Below are 22,159 nucleotides of genomic sequence, written 5' to 3'. Positions count from 1 at the left end.
TTATCAATATTACATAACAATTCAATCTAGATTATCTATGAAGTAACAGGTAATAAACTACTGAAGATTATTAATATTGAGTTTGAAAAAAATTAAATAAGGTTATTAGCAATATCACAGTTTATAACCCGTTTTATTGTAGTAAAACAGGGCTAGTTAGCATCGATAATACTTCTCCTAACACAATGGCCATTCGACTCGTCTGTTTATACTGATACCTAATGTAAATATAAGTCCCCCCTCGACTAATGTTAGTGAAATGTAACATTTACACTTTGCAATATCATTCTTTAATGGTACATTGGTATGACAGGTTAACTGCGTACCAGTAATCATGCCGATGGGTGAGATTTGCTATTACTGCCTAAGCCTGTGATGAGATAACAATAGCGGCTCAGTTTGAAATCAAATACGATTTTTTGTTTTTTTAAAGAAATAACCCAATAGAGAAATCATGATCACCACCTTAATTGCAGAGCAAGTATTTGATGGTAAAAACATCATAAATAATCAGGCAATAAGCTTTGAATATGGAAAGGTTATCGCCCTCGGAACAGTAGAAGGCGCGCAAGAAATACAGGTTGCAGGCTTACTGACCCCAGGCTTTATTGATATACAAGTTAATGGCGGCGGTGGGTACTTATTTAACCATGACACCAGCTTGTTGGCGCTTAAAGCTATGGTTTTAGCGCATAGTCGTTTCGGTTCAACAGGCTTACTACCCACGCTGATCACCAGCGATTTAGACACAATTAATGACGCCGCAAACGCTGTCTCCTTGGCAATTAAACAGAAATTGCCGGGTATAATCGGCGTACATTTTGAGGGGCCACATATTAGTGAGCCCAAAAAGGGCATTCATCGTAGTGAGCACATTCGCGCATTATCAGAGCGAGAACTAGCCATTTACTGCCGAGATGATCTGGGGATTAAAATTGTCACCCTCGCCCCTGAAAATGTCACCACAGAGCAAATTAAATACTTGACTGACCATAACGTAAGAGTTTGTTTAGGCCACTCAAATGCAAATTTTGAAATAACTCAGGCGGCAATCGATGCGGGGGCAGAAGGCTTCACCCATCTGTTTAATGCCATGTCCGGACTCACGTCTCGGGAGCCAAATATGGTTGGCGCTGCACTACTTGATGAACGCACTTGGTGCGGCATGATATTAGATGGTCACCACGTTCATCCTGCAACGGCAAAGCTAGCAACTAGTGCCAAACTTAATGGCAAGATGATGTTAGTGACCGACTCAATGTCTACCATTGGCAGTGATCAACAGGAGTTCGAATTTGATGGGCATCAAATTCAACGGTCTGGAGACAAGCTAACAAGCCAAACTGGGCAGTTAGCCGGATCGGCACTCGATATGATAACGGCGGTCAATAATGCCCAATTGATGCTAGATGTGACATTAGAAGAAGCCTTGAGAATGGCAAGTACCTATCCGGCGGACTTTCTTGGTTTGAATAGACACACTCCTCAGCTAGCTATCGGCACTAATGCTGATTTTACAATACTTCAATACGATAATAACTCTGCTTTACATGTTAGCCAAACATGGATTGACGGCAAACAAATATTCTGAACTAACAGAGGCTTACAATGCAAAAACTTACTGGATTAATTTCCGCTCCTCATACACCATTTGATAAAGACGGCGCGGTTAACCTTACGGTTATCGATCAGATTGCTAAACTACTCATTGAACAGGGAGTTGGTGGTGTTTATATCTGCGGCACAACAGGTGAAGGTCTCAACTGCTCTGTTGCTGAACGTAAAGCCGTAGCTGAGCGCTGGGTTTTAGCGGCTCAGGGTCAACTAAGTATTACGATTCACACTGGGGCATTGTCAATTGTTGATACACTGGAATTAACTAAGCATGCCGAAACACTCGATATCTTTGCGACTTCAGTGATCGCCCCCTGTTTTTTCAAGCCAGGTTCGGTTGATGAACTCGTTGCCTACTGCGTAGCCGTCGCTGCAACGGCTCCAACAAAAGCCTTTTATTATTATCACTCTGGTATGTCGGGAGTTATGTTAGATATGGAACAGTTCCTTATCAAAGCTGATAAGCTTATTCCAAACCTCGCCGGTATTAAATTCAACCATGTCGACCTCTATGAATTTCAACGTTGTAAGCGAGTTTGCGGTGGTAAATTCGATATCCCATTTGGTGTTGATGAATTCCTTCCGGGCGGGCTTGCTGTGGGCGCCATTGGCGCTGTCGGCAGTACCTACAACTACGCTGCCGCCCTTTACTTAGATATCATCGAAGCTTTCAAAGAGGGAGATCAAGCGACTGTCACAGCCCTTATGGATAAGGTTATCGCTCTTATCCGACCACTCGTTGAATATGGTGGGGTTGCTGCAGGCAAAGCTGCAATGCTTCTTCACGGTATTGATGTTGGTGATCCACGCCTTCCAATTCGCGCGCTCTCTGCACAAGAGAAAGAAGATGTGGTCGCTAAAATGAAAGCGGCAGGATTTATGAATCACATAAAGATGATATAAGTGCAGCGATAAAACTGGATTTATTAAAACGTTTTACCTCCCCAGGCTTTGTATGTAAATAAGGATTAACAACAGGTTTTATTCATTTATATCACCAAACTTACTCGCTTTACTCCATAGCGATTATATTAACTTTATCTATATACAGCCATCAACAATTGTTGATGGCTTTTTTACTTTCAAGTGAGAGCTAGATTAAAATGCTTACTGCCTATGTATTAGTTGCCTGGATATGCTGCCAATATTGTATTTACATTCTTGGTTGCCAATGCACACAATAAAAACTCACCAACAAAAATCAAAATCAATGGTTATGATTTTTGTTGGTTGGTTTTGATTAGATTACATTGGTGACGTGGTCACTTTACGCTTGAAATAAAGTCACTGCATGTTGATATATTGTAGATTGATATATTTAATACTAACTCACTGAATTTATATTTTTCTGATATTGTTTGTCAGCTTTTCAATTACCGAAACAGGAAATAGTTATCTACTTAATAATTGGTTTCTTTATATATAAAAACCATATTCTTTATTTATTTCTTGATGTTCATTATTAGCCAAGTTGAAGTATTCTTGGTTAGAGAGTTCACTTGCAGCCGCTTTATCTAAAATAATAACCGCATGCTCGTGTAGCTGCAGTGCTGATGCGGGGCATTTCGCTGAGAGTGGACCCGTTATCATCTCATTAACGGCTTTAGCTTTATTTTTACCTGTTGCCATGAGTAGAATATATTGTGCGTCTAATATCGTTGATATCCCCATGGTCATCGCCATCGTCGGTTGATATTCATCAGGTTGAAATAAACGACTATTGTCCTCAAGCGTCTGCTTAGTTAACGTTTTTAGCCTGGTACGAGAGGATAAGCTTGAGGTGGGTTCATTAAATCCAATATGACCGTTTGCACCGATCCCCAATATTTGTAGGTCAATCCCACCAGCCAATCTAATTTTATCTTCAAAAGCGATACCTTGCTCTCGTGGGTTTTCACCTTTATTACAAGTTGGTAGATGAGTGTTTTTTTGATCAATGTTTATTTTATCAAAAAGATTATTTTTCATAAAAGTACGATAACTATGCTCATTCTCAGCATCTATATTGTGGTATTCATCGAGATTAAAGCTGGTTACATGGCCAAAGTCTACCTGATCTTCTTGATGACTTTTTACCAATTTTTGGTAAAGACTAATAGGTGTGCTCCCCGTAGCTAAACCTAGTACTGGGTTCGTTTTTTGAGAGATGAGTTCAACAACCCACCGGCTAGCATGTTGTGCGACCTGTTGTGCATTTTCTAATATTATGACTTGCATGAATATCCTGCTCTATATTGACAAGTAGAAGATTATTTAGTGTTTAAATAATATTTGAATATTGATGTGCGTAAAAAGCTGCACCTAATAAATCGGCATCGGCACCCATTTGGGGAGGAATAATGCTCACTTGGAAAATTGTTGGTAATTTGGCAACTTTGGCCTGTATTTGTTGCTGGAATATATCCACTGAGCCCACACTTCCGCCTAAAACAACAATACGAGTTCCTGTTACAGCTTTAATATTGGCAATTAAATCGCAGATAGCACTACTTGCATCATCAACAAGGTTCGCTATTTCTGGCACAGCTAAGTAATGCTCAAAGACCTCTTTGCAGCTCACCGTTTTGTTTAAAATGACTGAAGCTTGTTTTGCTATAGCAGTACCCGAGGCGATGGCCTCGGCGCAATTGACTCGACCACAATGACACTGTATTGATTGCTGACTGCCATGTTGTACCGATACATGGCCTAAATGGGCGCAAAAGCCATCAGTGCAGGTAACTAATTGCCCATTTTGGATCATGCCACCGCCAATACCTGTCGATACGGTAATATAAACTAAGCTGTCGTCACGCTTGTGATTAACGTGACTGGTATTAGAATCCTCATGAGCTTCTGCTGTAAGCTTATTCAAAGCACTGTACTCAGCCCAAGCTGCGGCGGCTGCATCATTGATAATAGTAATAGGCAATTTAAAAGCCGATTCAAGCTGGGCTTTTAGCGGTAAATTTTGCTTAGCAGAAAGAAAATTAACGTACTCAACACCGATTTGGCCCGTACAAGCAATAGACACATGTGTCGCTTGCTCAAGCCAGCCTTGGCAAAGCTCAACTAAGTAATCACTCAAGTTAATTAAATCACTGTGTATGACTGATTCAATTTTTCGTTGTTTTACTATTTTGAGATCAAGTATGTTAGCGTTAGCGACGTTTCCATTAGCAACGCCGCTGCTGGAGATGAGCGCTGCTGATATCTTAGTGCCGCCCACATCAATTGCTATGATCATTAACCTCTTCCCTTCATTTTCATCTGAGCTATAAGTTCGAATTTAGCCAGCTTCGCTATACGGGTGTGGTTTTAGCCACATTATCAATACTGCCGACAAACCATTGTGTAATGTGCTCAACACGTGTGATGGCAGATCCAACCGTCACAGAAAAAGCACCAAGCTCAATGGCTTTGGCTGCGCGCTGTGGTGAATTATATCGGCCCTCAGCAATGACATTGACTCCTTGCTCAACCCAGCGAGAGATCAAGGGGTAGTCCGGTTCATTCGGAGTGTTATTTAAATCGGTATAACCTGACATGGTACTACCAATAAAAGTACATCCATGCCTTGCCAGCATTAAGCCGGTCTCATAGTCTGCACAATCAGCCATAGCCACGCAGCCATGTTGATGAATAGCATCAAGCAGATCTAACATAGCGGTCGGACGCTTCCGATCAGTACCATCGAAGGCGATGATGCTGGCACCAGCTTGCGCTAATGCCTTCACATCATCGATGAACGGAGTAATGCGTATTGGACTGTCAGTTAAATCTCTTTTAACAATACCAACTATGGGCGTTGAGGTTGCCTTAGCAACGGCAGTAACATTCTCAACACCTTCTATTCTTAACCCTTTCGCACCACCATCAATTGCAGCCAAAGCCATAGCAACAACATGTACAACCTTGTCCATTGGTCCATCATCAACCGGCTGACAAGAGGCGATTAAAGCGTGTTTCAATGACAACAACAGCTTTTGTTCCAGTATTTGATTTACGACTGACATACAGATTTCCTAGAAGCTAAATAATTTTTTGACAATTTACGTCGCGGGATCTCGCATTGTGTACAAGGTGAGTCCAGTTAAATCTTTTGCCGTTGTTTCTGCTGTTTGGGTTAATAAGCTGGCAATGTAGCCAACCACTAAGCATGACACTATGCCTATGGTGGCGTATAAGTAGCCATTAGCCCAACCTAGCTGCCATGCTGATATCATGGTGGTCACCCCGGCTAAAATACCCACACTAGCGCCAAATGAATTCGCTTTTTTAGTTAACGCACCAAGTACAAATAAGCCTCCCAATGCCCCCATAAACATGCCAATGACTTTAAAGTAGGCTTCCATTAATGAGCGAATTTCAGGGTCAATAAAAATGAGTCCAGCTAATGTACCTAATGTGCCCATGATAAATGTTAACCAGCGCGCAGAGCGCATATAGCCTTTTTCTGTTTTCACTAGATTGAACGGGCGTATAAAGTCTGTCACTAAAGTGGTCGCAATAGAGTTCATGCTGGTTGATACCGTTGATTGTGCAGCAGCAAAAATACCAGCAACAATAAGACCTGCTACACCAATAGGCAGCTCAGTGGCGATGAATGTTGGAAATATTTGATCAATTTGAATACTAGGATCTAATTTTTCTGGATGTGACTGATAAAAAGCATATAGACCGGTACCAATACAGAAAAACAGTAACGCACCTGGAGCAGCTATGATGGCATTTGCCCAAATTGATTTTCTAGCCTCACTGAGATCTTTGGTGACCATATATCTTTGTACCACGGCTTGATCGGCCGTATAGCTCGATAAGTTTTGCCCAATCCCACCAATAACGATCACCCAGATAGAGAGAGTGGTTATGCTATCTAAACTAAAATCTGCATTGACCATAGTAAACTTATCATCAAGCATACCAATGCTGATAAAGTCAGTTAGCCCCCCTTCTAAGCCTAAGATTATGGTGACAAAACACGTTATCGCCCCAATAATTAATACGATTGTTTGCAAGGTGTCAGTCCAAATGACCGCTTCAATCCCACCCATAGTGCAATAGATCAAACATAACACCCCCATGATCAAGACACTGTCGCTGGCCGACAAGGGGGTAACCGCTGAAAGTGCTAAGGCAGTTAACGCCATCACTATGCCCATGCGACCGATGTGAAAAAGGGTAAACAGGCCACTGGCGAATAACCTCACGCCCATATTGAAACGCTTGGATAGGTATTCATAAGCACTCGTCGCATCTATTTGACGAAAAAAAGGTATCGCTACATAGATAGCAATGGGCGCAACGGCGATGATCATCCATATACCTATTAGTAATAGCCAGTTACTTTGATAGACCACGGCAGGCAGTGCGACATAAGTCAATGAACTCAGCATTGTTGCATAGATGGAACAGGCTGCTGCCCACCAAGGGATAGATTGACCACCACGGAAATAGTCATCGGTATTTCTGTTTTTAAAGACAAAAAATAATCCTACTAGCACCACACCAATTAAGTAGACCACTAAAACAGTCATATTGACCCAGCCAAAATTCTTTTCTGGTTGTTTGAGCGAAACCTGCCACAGCTGCAACGATCCTCGATGATTAGCGACACGATTTAATGAATAGATCTCACCGGCTGATGAACTCACGGTTTCACTGATATATTGCGCTGAATTTTGGCTTTTGTGACTCGCTATGCCAGCTTCAGCCTCTGGACGAATAGTACTGGCAAAATATTGTGTCCAGCTACTGGTAATGGCATTGAATGACAGCGTATTACCTTGATTGGTAAACGCTAATATATGAGATTGACCTAAGGTACTTAACGCATTAATTCGCTCTTTTAGGGTATTTTTAGTTATCGTAATATCACCGAGATCTTGCCACACCTGCTCAGAGCTCAGAGCCAATGGATCATACTTCCAATGACGAGTAACTGCTAACAACTCATCTTGGCTAGCAAGATGATCCTCCAAAAGTTGATAGCCCCCCATAGCAAATATTTTTTTGCCACGACCATCATTTTGCACCGCTAGTTTTATCGCATTTTGATAAGGCTGCTCATTGCTGGCTAATGGTAATCCCGGTAACACAGTCCATAAATTATGCGCCGTAAAGTATGCGATATCTCTATGATTAAAAGATAATCCCCCCTCAATATTTAATAATGCGCTTAAGTCTAACGCATAAAATTCATTACTCGCGTCAGAGCCAGTTAGCACATAAACAGTATTTTCAATTATCACTGCTGAAGGGGAGTTGGCGTCTTTAGGTAATGGGGGCAGCGAATAACTTTGTACTGTTTCTGAGCCGGGTTGCCACTTGACTAGATTAACTAAGGCTGACGCCTCTTTACTGGCAATACCACCAATAACAAGTGTAGCGTCATGAAAGTCTGCTGTAGCTGCGTAAGCTCTGTTACCGAACTCTGCGGTTAAATGAGGTGTAAGCATATTGTCACCTGTGACAATTAACATGCTGCTTGCTTGACCCTCACTAGCGATAAATCGTTCAGCAACAACAGGGCCTCTGCTAGCCGCATCTCCAATATTCATCCCAGAAGAGATCAGCAAACTATCATTTTGCTTACTGATAAAGGCGCCATTGCCTATGTTAAATTTATCAACAGCAGAAGTATCGACTTGCTGCCAATTGATCAGTGTTTGAGCATTCGCAAATAACGGCATCATCAAAAATAAAATGATTGCTGATTTAAACATCTTAGTAATCATACTGACTCATCTGGTATTGTTTTGTACTGTGTACCTGTTATACCACCAGTGTTAAGCTAATGCTATCGAAACATTAAATATCGTAGCGAGAAGTTGCAAAATTATTTCAGAGAGCTAACTGCACAGTATTGAAAAAAATACAGCAATAAAAAAGGCTACCTCGCGGTAGCCTTTAAGTAACATGTTACTTGGTAAATATTTGATTTAATACCTAAATGATATACTACTCACCGTAATGTCTTTCAAAAGCATATTCTAAATGTTGAGTTAGCTTCCTATCCGCCCCTTCGACATCATGATTTTTAATGAACGCTAAAATCTCTACATGATCTTGATGACTTTGAGCATTCAATTCTTTGGCATTGGCTTTTTCAGCTCTTGCATCGATAACCCAATCAACCAGAGCTTGATGAATAGCTAAAAATATTGGATTGCCCGGTATTGAGGCTATGACACGATGAAAATAGACATCTGTTTTTTTGAATTGGCTGTCACTGTTAATCGCTTTACCGTTTAATTCAAGTGCTTTTTCTAACTCTTCAATTTGTTCTTTTGTCGCAAACTCAGCTGCATGGCGTACTAAGCTTGATTCAAAGAAGCTTCTAAGTTGGTCAAAATACTGCAAACCATTAGGCTGGGTTAAAAAATCTTTCGACATACCTGACAACTCAGAGATGATCGTATCTGGTGAGGGCCTGGTCGCTCGAGTTCTCTCACCACTACTAATTTTGACTAAACCTTTACGCGCAAGTGCAGATAAAGCATCACGAATAGAGGGCCTACCAACACCAAACGCAGCCATTAGTTCTCTTTCAGAGGGAAGTGGATCACCTACAGCGATTTCACCTTGACGGATCATCAACTCCAACTCTTCTTCAACAGTTTCAGATAATTTTTTTCTTTCAATGGGGCGTTTAATGGTAATTGGCATGTGTAGTTCCTTAACACAGTATCGACTGCTTGTTAACCTATTTTGCTATCATACCAGTGTGACGATGAATGTATATGAAATAATTTAAACTGATCAAATAATATGCACCTTTACACTTTTGTAGATAAATAAAGTAAATGATTGAATTGATGGTGTACCTGTTATACCTTCCACTTATTATTCTCGAATCGATGCCGATTATATTTATGAGAAACGCCCTTAAACAAAATATTTTCTATGGCCATTATAGTCAACAATTTGCACAACTTTACAACGCAAAATGTGCAAATAACACACCTGTAGTTATTGTCATTCATGGTGGTTATTGGAAAGATAATCATAACCTTGATTCTTATGCGACCTCTTCAATTGTTGATTACTTACAAACGTTTGAAGTTGCGATATGGAATATAGAGTATCGACGTATGAATGCTGAGGGAGAAAATATTAAAGCCCCATGGCCGGCCCCCTTCAAGGATATTGCCGATGGTATTGATCACCTTCGTACTATCAAAGATATAGAAGGGTTAGATCTGAATCGTATTTTATTGATAGGACATTCTGCAGGAGGTCACTTGGCCACATGGGCTGCATCAAGAGCTAGCATTAATTCTGATAGTGAGCTCTATTCTGAAAGCCCTCTACCAATACAAAGAATCATCTCTATTGCTGGCATTTTAAACCTGCATGCATTGCAAGATGTCGATCAGCCGGCTCAAATACAACGACTGATGGGCGGAAGTCCACAAACTCATCCTGAGCGTTATCGAGCTTGTGATCCCTGTTTTTTAAATAATACTTACATGAATTTAACCGTGGTGCATGGCAGGAAAGACGCTTGTGTCGAAGTATCACAAGCTCTGCACTTTTGTAGTAAAGCAAAGGGAAACGTTGAGCAGATAATCATCGAAGAAGCCGATCATTTTTCAATGCTGCCCCATGACGGTCAATGGCAAGAAGCACAATGGCAGCAGATAAAACAATTAATAGCACAGCAAATAAAGGGCTTAGGTGTGACTTAACGCGACAACATACTAGGGCTATCACATGAATAAAATAGCCAGATGAATCCCAAATAAACAATCAGATCTCATTCTAAGGCCCCTCACCTCTCTGTTGTCTAATTTGAACAGCTGCTCACGCGAACAAATAATTTGCGATTTATCTAGTAGACCTTGATGAAATCTAAATACGTCACTTAAAATGAAATAATAGATGCGTTTTTAGCTGAATATTGTTACTACAGGCACTCTGAAACGAGCATCTTGAAGTGGCTCAGGTATTTAATGACGCCGTTAATACCTAGTTAGAGGATTAACTTTTTGTAATGATTCATCCACGTTGGTGCAAGGGACAACACGTACAATTCAGTTCTCAAGCAACAACCCACTAGGATAACAAAATGAAATGGTCTAAATTAATCTGTGTCGCGCTGGCCTTCACCTCACTATCAGCATTTGCGGATCGTGAAGACGACGCACTGTCCGCACTCGCAATACAACGCGCTAATTTCACCTTAGAGCAGGCGATTGAAAAAGTCAGTACAGATTACGCTAAGCACATTGTCGAATTTGAAATTGATGATCATGATAATCAAGCAACCTATGATATTGAAGCGATCAATCTGGAAAAAAAGCAAAAACATGACATAGAATTAAGCCTTGCTGATGGCGCGGTGTTAAAACATAAAACCAAAGATAGCTTAAGGCGATTAGATGATGATGACCTGTTAGCATTGAAAGAGTTACAAGCATCAAAATTTAACTTAGGCGCGACCATAGCCCAATTACAGCTAAAATACAGTGCTGACGTTTTTGAATTTGAATTAGAGAACAAAAAAGGTATTACATTCTACAAGTTTAAACTCATGGGTGAGCAAGGCCTTACACGTGTCATTGTGGATGTAACCACTGGCAAAGTCATTCCAGTGATGAAGCGCTAGTTCAGCCAACATTTATGGGGGAGTTGCACTCCCCCTAGGGGAAGAAAATTGCGGATTCTTGTTATTGAAGATAACCAGACGACTCGTCAATACTTACAAAAAGCCCTTCAAGAACAGGGCTATGAGATTGATCTAGCTGATAATGGTCAAGATGGTTTATTCTTAGCCCTTGAGGGCGACTACCAATTAATTGTGCTTGACCGGATGCTACCTAAATTAGATGGCTTAACGGTACTATCGACGTTAAGAAATGCAGGTAAACAAACACCAGTACTGATTTTAAGTGCTTTAGATAGCGTTTCTGAACGCGTAAAAGGCTTGCGTGAAGGCGGTGATGATTATCTCATTAAACCTTTTGCACTTTCTGAATTGCTCGTACGTATTGAGATACTCATTCAGCGCAAAGGCACACACAGCGAAAAGCTAACCAGTGTTTTGCATGTTGCCGATCTTAAAATGGATCTGCTTTCTCATAAGGTGTTTAGAGGCTCAACTGAAATAACCCTGCAGCCAAAAGAATTTAAGCTGTTACGTTATTTGATGGAGCATAACGGACGAGTCGTATCTCGCTCATTACTGTTTGAAGCCGTTTGGGACTATCAATTTGATCCACAAACGAATGTTATTGATGTTCATATGGCAAGATTGCGTAAAAAGGTAGAATTTGATGGTCTCACCCCTTTACTCGAAACAGTACGTGGCGTCGGTTACAGAATGGTGGAGCAGGGTTAAAACCGCCCACTCGGTATGGCGTTTAACCCGTTTGTATACTGGCTTATTATTATCGGTAGTGACCATCTTACTAATCGTCTTGTATCAATTAAGCATTGGTCAAATGAACCGCCAACAAGGCCTGCAAATGGCTAATATTATTGCTCAGCAAAACATGCTTGCTGAGCAGTTAACGACTGAGCAGTTTCTCGAACAATTTAAGCTGCAGGCTCAAAGTTCACGCCAATACATTCTGAGTTATCAAATAGATCAAAAGCTTTTTGGTCGACTTAGCGAAATCCCTGCGGGCTTAACACAATGCCCGAGCTTATCGCGTTTCCCGATTTGGTTAGACCAATTTGATGAGATCAGACTGGTTTCAGGTTGTGCTCAGCCTATGGCCTCTGGAACCCTCATTGTTGCTGTCGACGATGAATCATTATATGAACTAAAAGCGCAATTTATCAGTGCTTCAGCCGTTGCATTATTACTGGCCGTATTGCTCGGCATCATAACGGGCTTGGTTTTCTCAATGCGGGTGTTAAAACGCATTAACAGCTTTAACCAAGTCGCATTACGGGTTGAGTCAGGCCAATTGAGCGCGCGTGTAGCAGTATCAGACCATAATGATGAATATGATCATATGGCCTTACATATCAATACCATGCTCAATCAATTGCAGCACTCCTTTGAAACAATTTCCGGAATTACTGATGCGATTGCTCATGATTTACGTACGCCACTGAGCCACTTAAGGCAGCAAATTGAATCGGAGATATTAACTAAACAGCAACTGAATCACCCCAGTGAGCAGCTAGAATCTATGCTAGATAAGCTTGATGAGATTTTATTTACCTTTAGTGCAATGCTTGAGTTAACTAGGCTTCAGCAACAGAAAGAGAGCAACAGCCAACACTTTAAAACGGTTGATTTACAGCAAGTCATTATCGATGCCGTGGATTTAGTCGAGCCGCTTGCAGAAGAGAAACAGCAAGTTGTCAGTATAGAAAGCACTGAGCCCTTCTCTATTCAAGGTGACGCAACGCTATTGTTCCGAGCCATATATAATCTGCTAGAAAATGCCAGTAAGTACGCCGGAAATAATGCACAAATCAGCGTTCACTTAACACCCCGTGGTTTTACTGTCAGCGATAATGGACCTGGTATTTGTGATATCGAAAAGGACAAAGTTTTTCAGCGCTTATATCGCATAGAAAAAAGCCGTGGTGTAGCAGGTTTTGGCTTAGGCTTGACCTTAGTAAAAGCCATTATACAACTGCATAACGGCAAAATAGAGTTACTGGATAATCAACCAGGCTTAATTGTACAAGTCGAATTTTTAAACTAAAAAATACAGAGACGACAGCAACGCATATCTCCCCCTATTCCCATAAGCCTAAACGAGACAAGTGAACAAATAAATTGCGATTTCGCTAACAAAACATGATGTATTCCAAATTAGTCACTAAAAATTCAAATAATGGGTGCGTTTTTCGCTGAATATTGTTACTACAGGCACTCTAAGCTATTTCGATTTTTTCAAGTGTAGGTGTCATGCAGTATTCAAAGTTTGGTGAAAAATTTAATCGCAACTCCGGCATTAATCAATTGATGAATGATCTCAATGAAGGGCTGCGTACACCAGGCGCCATTATGCTCGGTGGTGGTAACCCTGCCACGATCCCGGCGATGCAGGATTACTTTCACCAAGCAGCAAGCGAGATGCTGGTAAACGGAGAGCTGGTAGCTGCATTAGGTAATTATGATGGGCCGCAAGGTAAAGACACCTTCTTAAAAGCCTTGGCTGACTTGTTACGAGACACTTATGGTTGGGACATAAGCGAGAAAAATATCAGCCTGACCAATGGTAGCCAAAGCGCCTTCTTCTACCTATTTAATCTGCTTGCAGGCAAGCAAGTTGATGGCAGCCACAAAAAAATCCTCCTACCTCTCGCCCCCGAATATATCGGCTACAACGATGCCGGCCTTGATGATGACATTTTTGTCTCTTACCGCCCCGAAATCGAGATGCTAGAAAATCGCCTATTTAAGTATCATGTTGATTTTGAGCAGCTAAAAGTGGATGACTCGGTAGCAGCGATATGTGTGTCACGACCAACGAACCCCACAGGTAATGTACTCACCGATGACGAAGTCGCTAAATTAGATCAACTCGCACGTGATAAGGGCATTCCCCTTATCATAGATAATGCTTATGGCACGCCTTTCCCCAATATCATCTTCGAAGAGGTGACACCCTTTTGGAACAGCAACACCATACTATGTATGAGCTTATCCAAACTCGGCTTACCCGGCGTACGCTGCGGCATCGTGATTGCCAATGAGGAGGTAACGAAGGCACTGACCAATCTTAATGGCATTATCAGCCTAGCCCCAGGTGGTTTTGGCCCTGCAATTGCCAAGCACATGATTGAGTCAGGCGACCTGCTACGCTTGAGCGAATCGGTAATTAAACCTTTTTATAAACAAAAATCAGAGTTTGCCCTGTCTTTGTTGCAGCAATCCATCAGCGATAGCCGATTCAAGATCCATAAACCCGAAGGCGCCATGTTCCTCTGGCTCTGGTTTGATGAACTCCCCATCACCACCATGGAGCTTTATGCTAGATTGAAGGCGCGCGGTGTATTGATAGTACCAGGCGAGTATTTCTTCTTCGGACAAGATGACGAATCGATGGAAAAGTGGGACCACGCCCATCAGTGCCTGCGAATGAACTACGTGCAAGATGAAGCCAAGATGCGCGATGGGATTGCAATCATAGCAGAAGAAGTAAATAAGGCTTACACCCAAGACTAACTTACTTGTCAGATAACAAGTTTCAAATATCTTTGACCAAGGTCCATTTAACGGTAGTGATACCTGAATAGATTCTTCAATATCGTAACTTCAGTCTAATCTATAGCCTGCGGCTCGCCGAATGTGCGAACACTTCTGTGACACGCCGCAAGCACAATCCCTGTGGGCTCTGCCGTGACATCCCTGTCACGGAAGGTCACAGCCGCGTTCACACCTGAATGTTTATCTCTTCGAGTTGGTGATCACAGGCTACAAAATGATTGTAGTCGTTAGGTGTTGGACAGAAATGGGTTAGATTTTTTACTCTAATACTCGTGGTTCAGATGAGAAAAAGTATCTTAATTTTTCCGAAAGCCCTAATTCGCTCTGACCCCTTTATCCGTTTTCTCATCGATTCACCACCCAGCTCTATTCGGTGGTAGTTGTGGATTAAGCGATCTAATAACACATCGGCGATCGTGGCGTTGCTGATCATGTGGTACCACTCTTTTATCGACAGAGCCATCAACTATGCCTGTCCATATTAGTTTCTATAGGAATAGGGGGAGGTGAGTCGAGGCATTTTTTGGTATTATGGCTCCATCGTACAGGCTGAGCCTGATACTCACATTTTATAGACACTTAAATAGCGTTAGTTGGATATTCCCCATGATTGAACAGCAAGAGAACAGCCCATTACACGGCTTAAAGTTAGAGACTATGCTCACCGAGCTCGTGGATTTTTACGATTGGGAGATACTGTATGCCTCGCTGCGTCTGGCGTGTTTCAAGACAAACCCTAATATGTTGGCATGCCTTAAGTTTCTAAAGAATATTGAGTGGGCCAGGGAGCGAGTAGAGAACTTTTATCTGTATCGCTTCAAACGCATGCCTAAAGGCGATACGGCGCATTTTGAGCTCAAGCCCAGAGAACGTGGCTTTGCTAATGGCATAGTGCCGCGTAAGCCCCAAGCTTTGACTATTGAGCTTATCGAAGAGATGCGCGCCAAGTCGAGCGCCGGTTACGAGGCGATGAAGCAGAACAAGGACCGGGCAAGGTTTAGCAAAGATAAGCCAAGAGCCCAAGATTCCTATGCGCAGAACACCCGCTCCGGTGGGAATAGGTCCCAACCATCCCAAGATCCTAACAATCCATGGGGTAAGTAACGGGGCTTGTTTAGCAATCCCAGCTCCATTTAACGGTGCCCCTTCGTTGTGACAAGCACCGTTATCCATTTAGATTCGCTACCTTACACAACCTCTCTATCACTCCAGTTGTTGGCCGAGTCAATATCAATCCTCAACACCAGATGTAAATGGTTACTCATATACTCCCGCTAAAAATGCGCATCTGACGTTTCTACTACATGAATGGTAATATCAAAGATTTATCAAGCCACCCAGTATAAATTGAAGGCTATTTCGCCGCATAGCGAACCTAACATTAGGAGCATTCAATGGCCTGTAAGGTAATGATTTTTTGAAAAATAAATATCAAAATATGATATTTATGCAACTAGGATAAGTAGACACCCATAAAGTTTAGACATTTCTACTTTGAACAAAGGTGTTGGTGATTATTGCTGAGATCGAGTAATCCATTCTATGAACAAAGGAGTCGAAGCGAATAAGGTCAAATATTCTTGTAAAGACAAAAGACGGAAAAGACGAAAAGACGGGACAGGCATAACTTCTAGGTTGAACGTGGCCTTTTCAGACTAACTTTTCTATAGTCAAAGCTGTACTCGCCCTATTTACCTTATAACTGCGAAACACACTTTGGGGCTGAAACTGCTTAGTGCGATCACTCTAAGTCGTGCTTAAACATTAGTGAGCTAGAGCACTCGCCCTAACTCAACAAATATTTTAAAACTGAACAAAAGCGATTCACCACGGAGAACACAGAGGGCACGGAGAAAGGCAACGGCTAAAGTCTTTGTAGCTCTTTATCTTTACCTCCGTGTTCTCCGTGAAAAGCGTAGCGCTTCGTGGTGATGTTACGTTTTGATAGTTTAACTTGATACCAATGCTTCATTGATATCAAGTTACTTGTGGCAGGCGCTGTATATGGATATGAGCAATTTTATAACCGCTAAGGGGGGTTATTTGTTTTGCACAAATTGATCAATTTGATTTTGAGCTAAGGCTTGGTCCATGGTGGCCTTAAGCAGTTTGTACATCAAAATAGACGCATCAATTTCTGTTTTACGGTTAGTTAAGCTTTCAATATTGAGCCCTAATGGAATATTCAGGGGGATAACTGCGGCCAAAATTTTCTGAAGGTTACTGTGATTGACCTTAATTGACTCATACAGAGGATCGTCAGCCGACAAAATACGTTCGCTGGTAGCTTCAGGAACAGAGACACCTAGCCAATTGATAAATTCTAAGGTTTTAACACTACCGCAAGGTGAGAATGTCAAAATTATCCGATTTGGCTTGATATTATTTAGCTCACATTCCTGAGCGTAGCTGGTTAACATATCGATAGTTGCTTGGGCGTTATACACTGCCTGTGTGATGTAGTACTCACAGCCATGGGTCGACTTACCTAACAGGCGAATATGTTCATTCTTTTTCGTTAAATGGCGTTCAGCAATTGCTACTCCACCTAGGTAGAACTCTTGAGAGTGTGCAGCTAACAGACGATAAGCGTCATTGAGAGGCAATGAACTTGCAACCTGAGTCGATGGCGAGCCCACTAATACTAAATCTCTTACACTGTTTTGATACCAAGCACGTGATAACCACTCATTAAAGCCCTGTTCATCAAGACCGGCAACGCTCTTATAGGCGATAACAGGCTTACCAGACTTTTGATTGAGCAGTTGCGCGTAGGTGCCAGAGTCATGGGTGGCTTTAAACGGAAAAGGCCTTGGCGTGTCAATGCGACTGGTTTCGTCCTGAATATCGTAAATGATCAAACCATCAAAACTAATCTCATCAAGGCGAGCCAATAGCTTATCTGCGATAGTACTGACTGATTCAAAATCTGTATCGATTTTAGGTGGGGTCGTACCAATAAAATAGATCCCACGGTGATGATCGGATGAGCGCTGCTTTAATGACTTCTTCATATTTTAGCCGTCTAGATGGATACTAGGTTCATTGTGACTTAAATAGAGGCTATTGTTAAGGCTGAATAAAGATTTATCAAGCCACCCAGTATAAATTGAAGACTATTTCGCCGCATACCGAACCTAACATTAGGAGCTTTCAATGGCCTGTAAGGTAATGATTTATTTTGAATTATAAATATAAAAATATGATATTTATGCAACTAGGATAAGTGGACACCCATAAAATTTAGACATTTCTACTTTGAACAAAGGTGTTGGTTCTTATTGCTGAGATTGAGTAATCCATTCTATGAACAAAGGGGTCGAAGCGAATAAGGTCAAATATTCTTGTAAATCACCAAGTGTAGATACGGCTGCGAGCTTCCAAAACATGGCCGTTCTATGACATCCAGTCACCACGGCATTTGTGAATCCATTCACATCAGAGGCTGCCGCAGAGCCCACAGGGCCAATTTTGTTCCATACAAAATTTGGCATTCTCTCCCTGACCCATAGGGATATGGGAAATGTCTTTAAAGCGTCTGGAACGCTTAAGACCATGGCGGTCAGAAGTGCTTGCAGCGTCTCGCAGAGACTTCTCAAAGTAAAGAGTGCACATTCCTCGCCGGACAGGCGATAGATAACCATGAAGGGTCGACCTTCAAGCCCATTTCCAAATATAAAACCAGCCAAATGAAGCAAGAGAAAATGTAACTAGCCTTCATTCGAAGGCTAATAAAAGCCAATTAATCCGCTGCCCCATCAGGTATTAGACGAAACACCCCTCGGCCATCTATACCGATATAGACATAACCATCATGTCCCTGAAAAATGCTCCTGACACGCCCTAGGTTTTCCATCACGTCCTCTTGTTTACTTACCTGATTGCCATCTAAATGCACGACAATCAACTTTGCAAACTTAAGTGAACCGATCAGCAGGTTTCCGTTGAGTTCAGGGTAACGCTCACTGGTGACAAAGGTCATGCCCGATGGTGCGATTGAGGGCACCCAGTAAGTGATGGGCTGCTCCATGCCCTCTTTCTTAGTGAGATCGGTGAACGAGCTGCCGCTGTAATTGACGCCATAACTGATGACAGGCCAGCCGTAGTTTTTACCTTTTTGGATAATATTGAGCTCATCGCCACCTTTAGGGCCATGTTCATGAGCCCAAATAGCTTGTGTATGTGGATTGAGTGCTAACCCTTGTGAGTTGCGGTGGCCATAACTGTAGATGGCCGTTTTGGCGTTTTTAGCATCGACAAATGGATTGTCTTTAGGGACACGGCCATCATCGTGTAAACGGTATATTTTTCCCGAGTCACGGCTAATATCTTGTGGGTTAACATCACGCATGCCTCTATCTCCAATAGAGAAATACAGATAACCTTGCCTATCGAACGCGATGCGACTGCCAAAGTGTACGGCGCCGCTTTCATATTTATCGGCCGTGTACAAAGGCTCAATATTGATCAGCTCGTAGCCTGAGTCAGAGTCCGAGCCAGTCTGTTGTAACTTAGCTCGGATAAGCGCGGTATTGAGCTTGTCCTCTGTGCCGGCGCTGTAACTGATATAGATCCAGCCATTTTCTTGATAGTTTGGGTGCAGTACCACATCGAGTAAGCCACCTTGCCGTTTAACCACAATGTTAGGTAAACCTGTCACCTTGACGGCCTCACCTTTAGTGGGCTGCAGATACAGATCCCCTTGCCTATCGGTCACCAGTAGATCGCGATTAGGAAGCTGAGTGATTCCCCATGGAATGGCAATATCTGTATTAATGGCTTCAAGCTCATAGGAGCTCGCATAGGCCGAAACGCTCAAAGCCATGCTTATGAAGCCTAAACCTGATAAACCTAGGCCAGTTAAAACAGTCAGTAGTGCTTTTTTCATGACTCGATCACCTCAATTATAAAGTTGCTGCTAGCGTAAACATAAATTGTTGTTCTGGCCCCGGCTCGTAATAACGGCCGCCGTAGGCATTAATTCTTATGTTGTCGTCGTAGTATTGGTTAAATAGATTGTAAACAATGAATGACAGCTTAAAACTGACATCCTCAAACTCCATGATTTTGCTCGCACCGATATTGGTTAACCAATAACTGGTGGCCGATTGTGAATTAGCATTATCGACATATCTCTCACCAACATAGAGTAGATCGGCGTTAACGGACAGCCCAGAGCCTGATTGATAACTTAGGCCGCTAGAGGCTTTGTGCTTGGGCACCCCAGGTTGTTGCTTGTCACTGAAATCACCTTGAGGAGTCGAAAAATCCTTAAAAGTAAAGTCAGAGTAGCTGTATTGATTGCGCAGTGAGAAGGTATCTGTCAGTTGATGCACAGTGCTAAGCTCAACGCCTTGACGGACTAAATGGCCGGCATTTTGAAAAAATGTGGTCTCATTATCAGGGTCATCATTATAAAAAGGGGTCAGTGCGTCGGTCACATCAATATAAAACACAGCAATATCGTATATCTGCTCCTCACTAAACTGTCCTCGATAGCCTATCTCATAATTATTGGCTTTTTCTGGCGCTAAATTAGGGTTAAATCCCCCGGCAACTTGAGCCAGGGCCGTATTGGGGTTTGCCAGCTCTGTGGTGGTCGGCAGTTGAAAAGATTGACTAAAACTGGCATATATCACATCACCGAACGCCAGCTGATAGCTAGTTCCTAAGTTAACACTGGTGTTGTTCCAGCTCTTATCGCCTGACTGGTTATTATCACCAAGAAACTCATCCATCACTTCAACGCGATCATGTTCATAGCGAACACCAGCATTAAATAACCAGTGAGTGGTGAGGTTAGTCGTTAGCTGAGTATAAAGCGCGGATGATTCAATAAACTCTTGCTGAGCAAGCGTGAGTTCCCCTCGCTCTCCGCCCGGATGATTATCATACCTCTGCCTAAAATCATCTTGCTGCTGAACGTTGGCGCCTACAATCAACTGCATGTCGTCAAACAGCAGAGGCAAGCTGGTCGCGTATTGTAAATTAGCACCGAAAAACTTACGCGCTAACTCAACTTGGCCGCCGTGCTCGAAGGGCAATCGGTTACTGAAGTCTTTGTCATAGTGATACAGCTGCAGATTGACACTATTATTTTCATCAACTTGATACTGGCTAGACAGGGTATTTTTAACTTGCTGAACCTGCTCACCCGCCTGATATTCGACATTTTTATCTCTGGCTGACTCAGGGTTAAGTTGAGATTGCGCTTGAGTCAGCCCACCGGGATCTTGTGCTTGAGGGCTGTCTAACCACTGACTATTGAAGCGCAGCAACCACTGAGGGCTAACTTGCCAATCGGCGTGACCGTTGAGCATAGTGGTTTCAAACTGACTATGGTCTCGATAACCCTCTTTCTTGGTATGTTTTGCCGAGACACCAATATTAACGTTATCAAGATTTTTATTGGCATAGAGGTAAGCTTGATGAGTATCAAAGCTGCCTTGACTGAGTTTTAACTTAAGCTCGTCGCTGTCGCTCTGCTGGGTTCTGATATTTATAACGCCACCTGAGCTATTACCATAGAGCGCTGAATTAGGGCCTTTTAGTACTTCTATTGAGGCTAAATTGTGTAATTCGAGTCCATCAATCTGACTCTGACCATCCGGCAATGTATGCGGAATATCATCGACTAATATCTGAATGCCCCGAATGCCAAAACTCGACTGAGCCCCGAAACCTCTAATGGATATACGCTCATCTTGGGAGAAGTTTTGTCCCCCCTGAATGAATACCCCTGGTGAATTATTCAGGTATTCACTTAAGGTTAACGGAGATGCAACCCTTGCCAACTCTGCTTCATCTAAATAGCTATAGGCGTGAGGAAGCACCTTGGGCTGATAGCGCAGTGGCTCACCAAATACAGTCATCGTTTCGACTGTGTTTTCGAGAGTGTTTTCGTTAATGGCAGGCTCGCTGGCATAGGTCATGTTACATACTGAGGTGAACAGCAGAAATAGCGTATATTGAACCCGTAATCGATTGCCAATCCGCTTGATGTTGCTTCTTTCCATAGATGATACTTGTTTAAAAATGCCTAATCGGCTCATTATGCAGTAGTTAATCAAGGGTTGGAACCCATATTAAACAACAAAAGCACAACCAAATAGTTACACAACTTTTAGATGTATGCCGCCGAATGTTTAATTACTAGCGACACAGAGTTAATCACACCGACATTTACACTTTAACCTACATATATTCGATTTAAGCTTTAATTTTAGTCACTTATCACTGGACAAGATTTTGGACGCAAACATGTTAGTGCCTAAGTTCTGTCGAGAAGGAATGAAGATAGAAAAATATCTAATCTCATATATTGACAAGGGTAGAGTGAACGCTCTACCATACAAGTAGAACGAATACTCTACCTGTGAGTTGAAT

Annotated in this window: 18 protein-coding genes and 1 pseudogene; 8 read left to right on the top strand and 11 right to left on the bottom strand. The window is 42.2% G+C overall.

Translation table 11 applies throughout. From position 1 onward, the window contains the following. Positions 1 to 454 precede the first annotated feature (454 nt). Positions 455 to 1,591 (top strand): N-acetylglucosamine-6-phosphate deacetylase, encoded by a 1,137-nt coding sequence (gene nagA, locus FM038_RS07990; protein ID WP_142872750.1) that lies wholly within the window; start codon positions 455 to 457, stop codon positions 1,589 to 1,591. A 17-nt stretch (positions 1,592 to 1,608) separates the two neighbouring features. Continuing rightward, positions 1,609 to 2,517, top strand: coding sequence for a dihydrodipicolinate synthase family protein (locus FM038_RS07985; protein WP_142872749.1), 909 nt, complete (start codon positions 1,609 to 1,611; stop codon positions 2,515 to 2,517). 513 nt (positions 2,518 to 3,030) lie between these two features. Here the strand turns inward: FM038_RS07985 and nagB are convergent. The 5 genes from nagB to FM038_RS07960 all read right to left on the bottom strand — a co-directional run bounded on the left by nagB (position 3,031) and on the right by FM038_RS07960 (position 9,261). After that, positions 3,031 to 3,831, bottom strand: a complete 801-nt coding sequence (nagB, locus tag FM038_RS07980; protein WP_142872748.1) for a glucosamine-6-phosphate deaminase — start codon at positions 3,829 to 3,831, stop codon at positions 3,031 to 3,033. A 43-nt stretch (positions 3,832 to 3,874) separates the two neighbouring features. After that, positions 3,875 to 4,840, bottom strand: coding sequence for an ROK family protein (locus tag FM038_RS07975; protein ID WP_142872747.1), 966 nt, complete (start codon positions 4,838 to 4,840; stop codon positions 3,875 to 3,877). Between the two features lie 55 nt (positions 4,841 to 4,895). After that, a complete protein-coding gene (locus FM038_RS07970; protein WP_142872746.1) occupies positions 4,896 to 5,609 on the bottom strand; it encodes an N-acetylmannosamine-6-phosphate 2-epimerase in 714 nt (237 codons plus the stop codon). Positions 5,610 to 5,645: 36 nt separating this feature from the next. After that, complete coding sequence (locus FM038_RS07965) at positions 5,646 to 8,330, bottom strand: sodium:solute symporter (RefSeq protein WP_195873224.1); 2,685 nt, start codon at positions 8,328 to 8,330, stop codon at positions 5,646 to 5,648. A gap of 223 nt (positions 8,331 to 8,553) precedes the next feature. Next, complete coding sequence (locus FM038_RS07960) at positions 8,554 to 9,261, bottom strand: transcriptional regulator NanR (RefSeq protein WP_142872744.1); 708 nt, start codon at positions 9,259 to 9,261, stop codon at positions 8,554 to 8,556. 137 nt (positions 9,262 to 9,398) lie between these two features. Here FM038_RS07960 and FM038_RS07955 point away from each other — a divergent pair, with 137 nt between their 5' ends. From FM038_RS07955 to FM038_RS07935, 5 genes are all read left to right on the top strand, one after another. Further along, positions 9,399 to 10,283: an alpha/beta hydrolase gene (locus FM038_RS07955; protein ID WP_142872743.1), complete on the top strand. Its 885-nt coding sequence runs from the start codon at positions 9,399 to 9,401 to the stop codon at positions 10,281 to 10,283. 380 nt (positions 10,284 to 10,663) lie between these two features. Further along, a complete protein-coding gene (locus tag FM038_RS07950; RefSeq protein ID WP_142872742.1) occupies positions 10,664 to 11,203 on the top strand; it encodes a PepSY domain-containing protein in 540 nt (179 codons plus the stop codon). Between the two features lie 48 nt (positions 11,204 to 11,251). Continuing rightward, positions 11,252 to 11,935 carry a winged helix-turn-helix domain-containing protein gene (locus FM038_RS07945; protein WP_142872741.1) on the top strand — a complete coding sequence of 228 codons (684 nt, stop codon included), beginning with the start codon at positions 11,252 to 11,254 and terminating at the stop codon, positions 11,933 to 11,935. Next, a complete protein-coding gene (locus FM038_RS07940; RefSeq protein ID WP_142872740.1) occupies positions 11,871 to 13,262 on the top strand; it encodes a HAMP domain-containing sensor histidine kinase in 1,392 nt (463 codons plus the stop codon). Before FM038_RS07945 ends, FM038_RS07940 begins: the two co-directional genes overlap by 65 nt. Positions 13,263 to 13,468: 206 nt before the next feature. Continuing rightward, entirely contained in the window at positions 13,469 to 14,731 is a 1,263-nt protein-coding gene (locus tag FM038_RS07935) for a valine--pyruvate transaminase (RefSeq protein ID WP_142872739.1), read from the top strand. A 319-nt stretch (positions 14,732 to 15,050) separates the two neighbouring features. On the opposite strand, the gene FM038_RS07930 is transcribed toward FM038_RS07935, so the two are convergent. Then, the gene (locus FM038_RS07930; protein WP_419555623.1) at positions 15,051 to 15,236 is read right to left on the bottom strand and encodes an ATP-binding protein; all 186 of its coding nucleotides are present in this window, start codon (positions 15,234 to 15,236) and stop codon (positions 15,051 to 15,053) included. 143 nt (positions 15,237 to 15,379) lie between these two features. Between FM038_RS07930 and FM038_RS07925 the strand changes: the two genes are divergently transcribed. Further along, positions 15,380 to 15,877, top strand: coding sequence for a VF530 family protein (locus FM038_RS07925; RefSeq protein ID WP_013050275.1), 498 nt, complete (start codon positions 15,380 to 15,382; stop codon positions 15,875 to 15,877). A gap of 86 nt (positions 15,878 to 15,963) precedes the next feature. Here FM038_RS07925 and FM038_RS07920 read toward each other — a convergent pair. The 5 genes and pseudogenes from FM038_RS07920 to FM038_RS07900 all read right to left on the bottom strand — a co-directional run. Continuing rightward, a pseudogene (locus FM038_RS07920) lies at positions 15,964 to 16,038 on the bottom strand (transposase); the annotation flags it as partial. Between the two features lie 774 nt (positions 16,039 to 16,812). Then, on the bottom strand, positions 16,813 to 17,787 hold the full coding sequence (locus tag FM038_RS07915; protein ID WP_142872738.1) for a methylenetetrahydrofolate reductase: 975 nt from the start codon (positions 17,785 to 17,787) through the stop codon (positions 16,813 to 16,815). Positions 17,788 to 18,051: 264 nt separating this feature from the next. Beyond that, positions 18,052 to 18,267, bottom strand: coding sequence for a hypothetical protein (locus FM038_RS07910; RefSeq protein WP_142872737.1), 216 nt, complete (start codon positions 18,265 to 18,267; stop codon positions 18,052 to 18,054). A 248-nt stretch (positions 18,268 to 18,515) separates the two neighbouring features. Then, the gene (locus FM038_RS07905) at positions 18,516 to 19,661 is read right to left on the bottom strand and encodes a PQQ-dependent sugar dehydrogenase (protein WP_142872736.1); all 1,146 of its coding nucleotides are present in this window, start codon (positions 19,659 to 19,661) and stop codon (positions 18,516 to 18,518) included. A 16-nt stretch (positions 19,662 to 19,677) separates the two neighbouring features. Further along, entirely contained in the window at positions 19,678 to 21,789 is a 2,112-nt protein-coding gene (locus tag FM038_RS07900) for a TonB-dependent receptor (RefSeq protein ID WP_185965776.1), read from the bottom strand. Positions 21,790 to 22,159 lie beyond the last annotated feature (370 nt).

The sequence above is a fragment of the Shewanella eurypsychrophilus genome (assembly GCF_007004545.3).
GTDB classification, from domain to species: domain Bacteria; phylum Pseudomonadota; class Gammaproteobacteria; order Enterobacterales; family Shewanellaceae; genus Shewanella; species Shewanella eurypsychrophilus.
The sequence above is the reverse complement of the archived record's forward strand: the minus strand, read 5'-3'. Positions and strand labels throughout refer to the sequence as shown.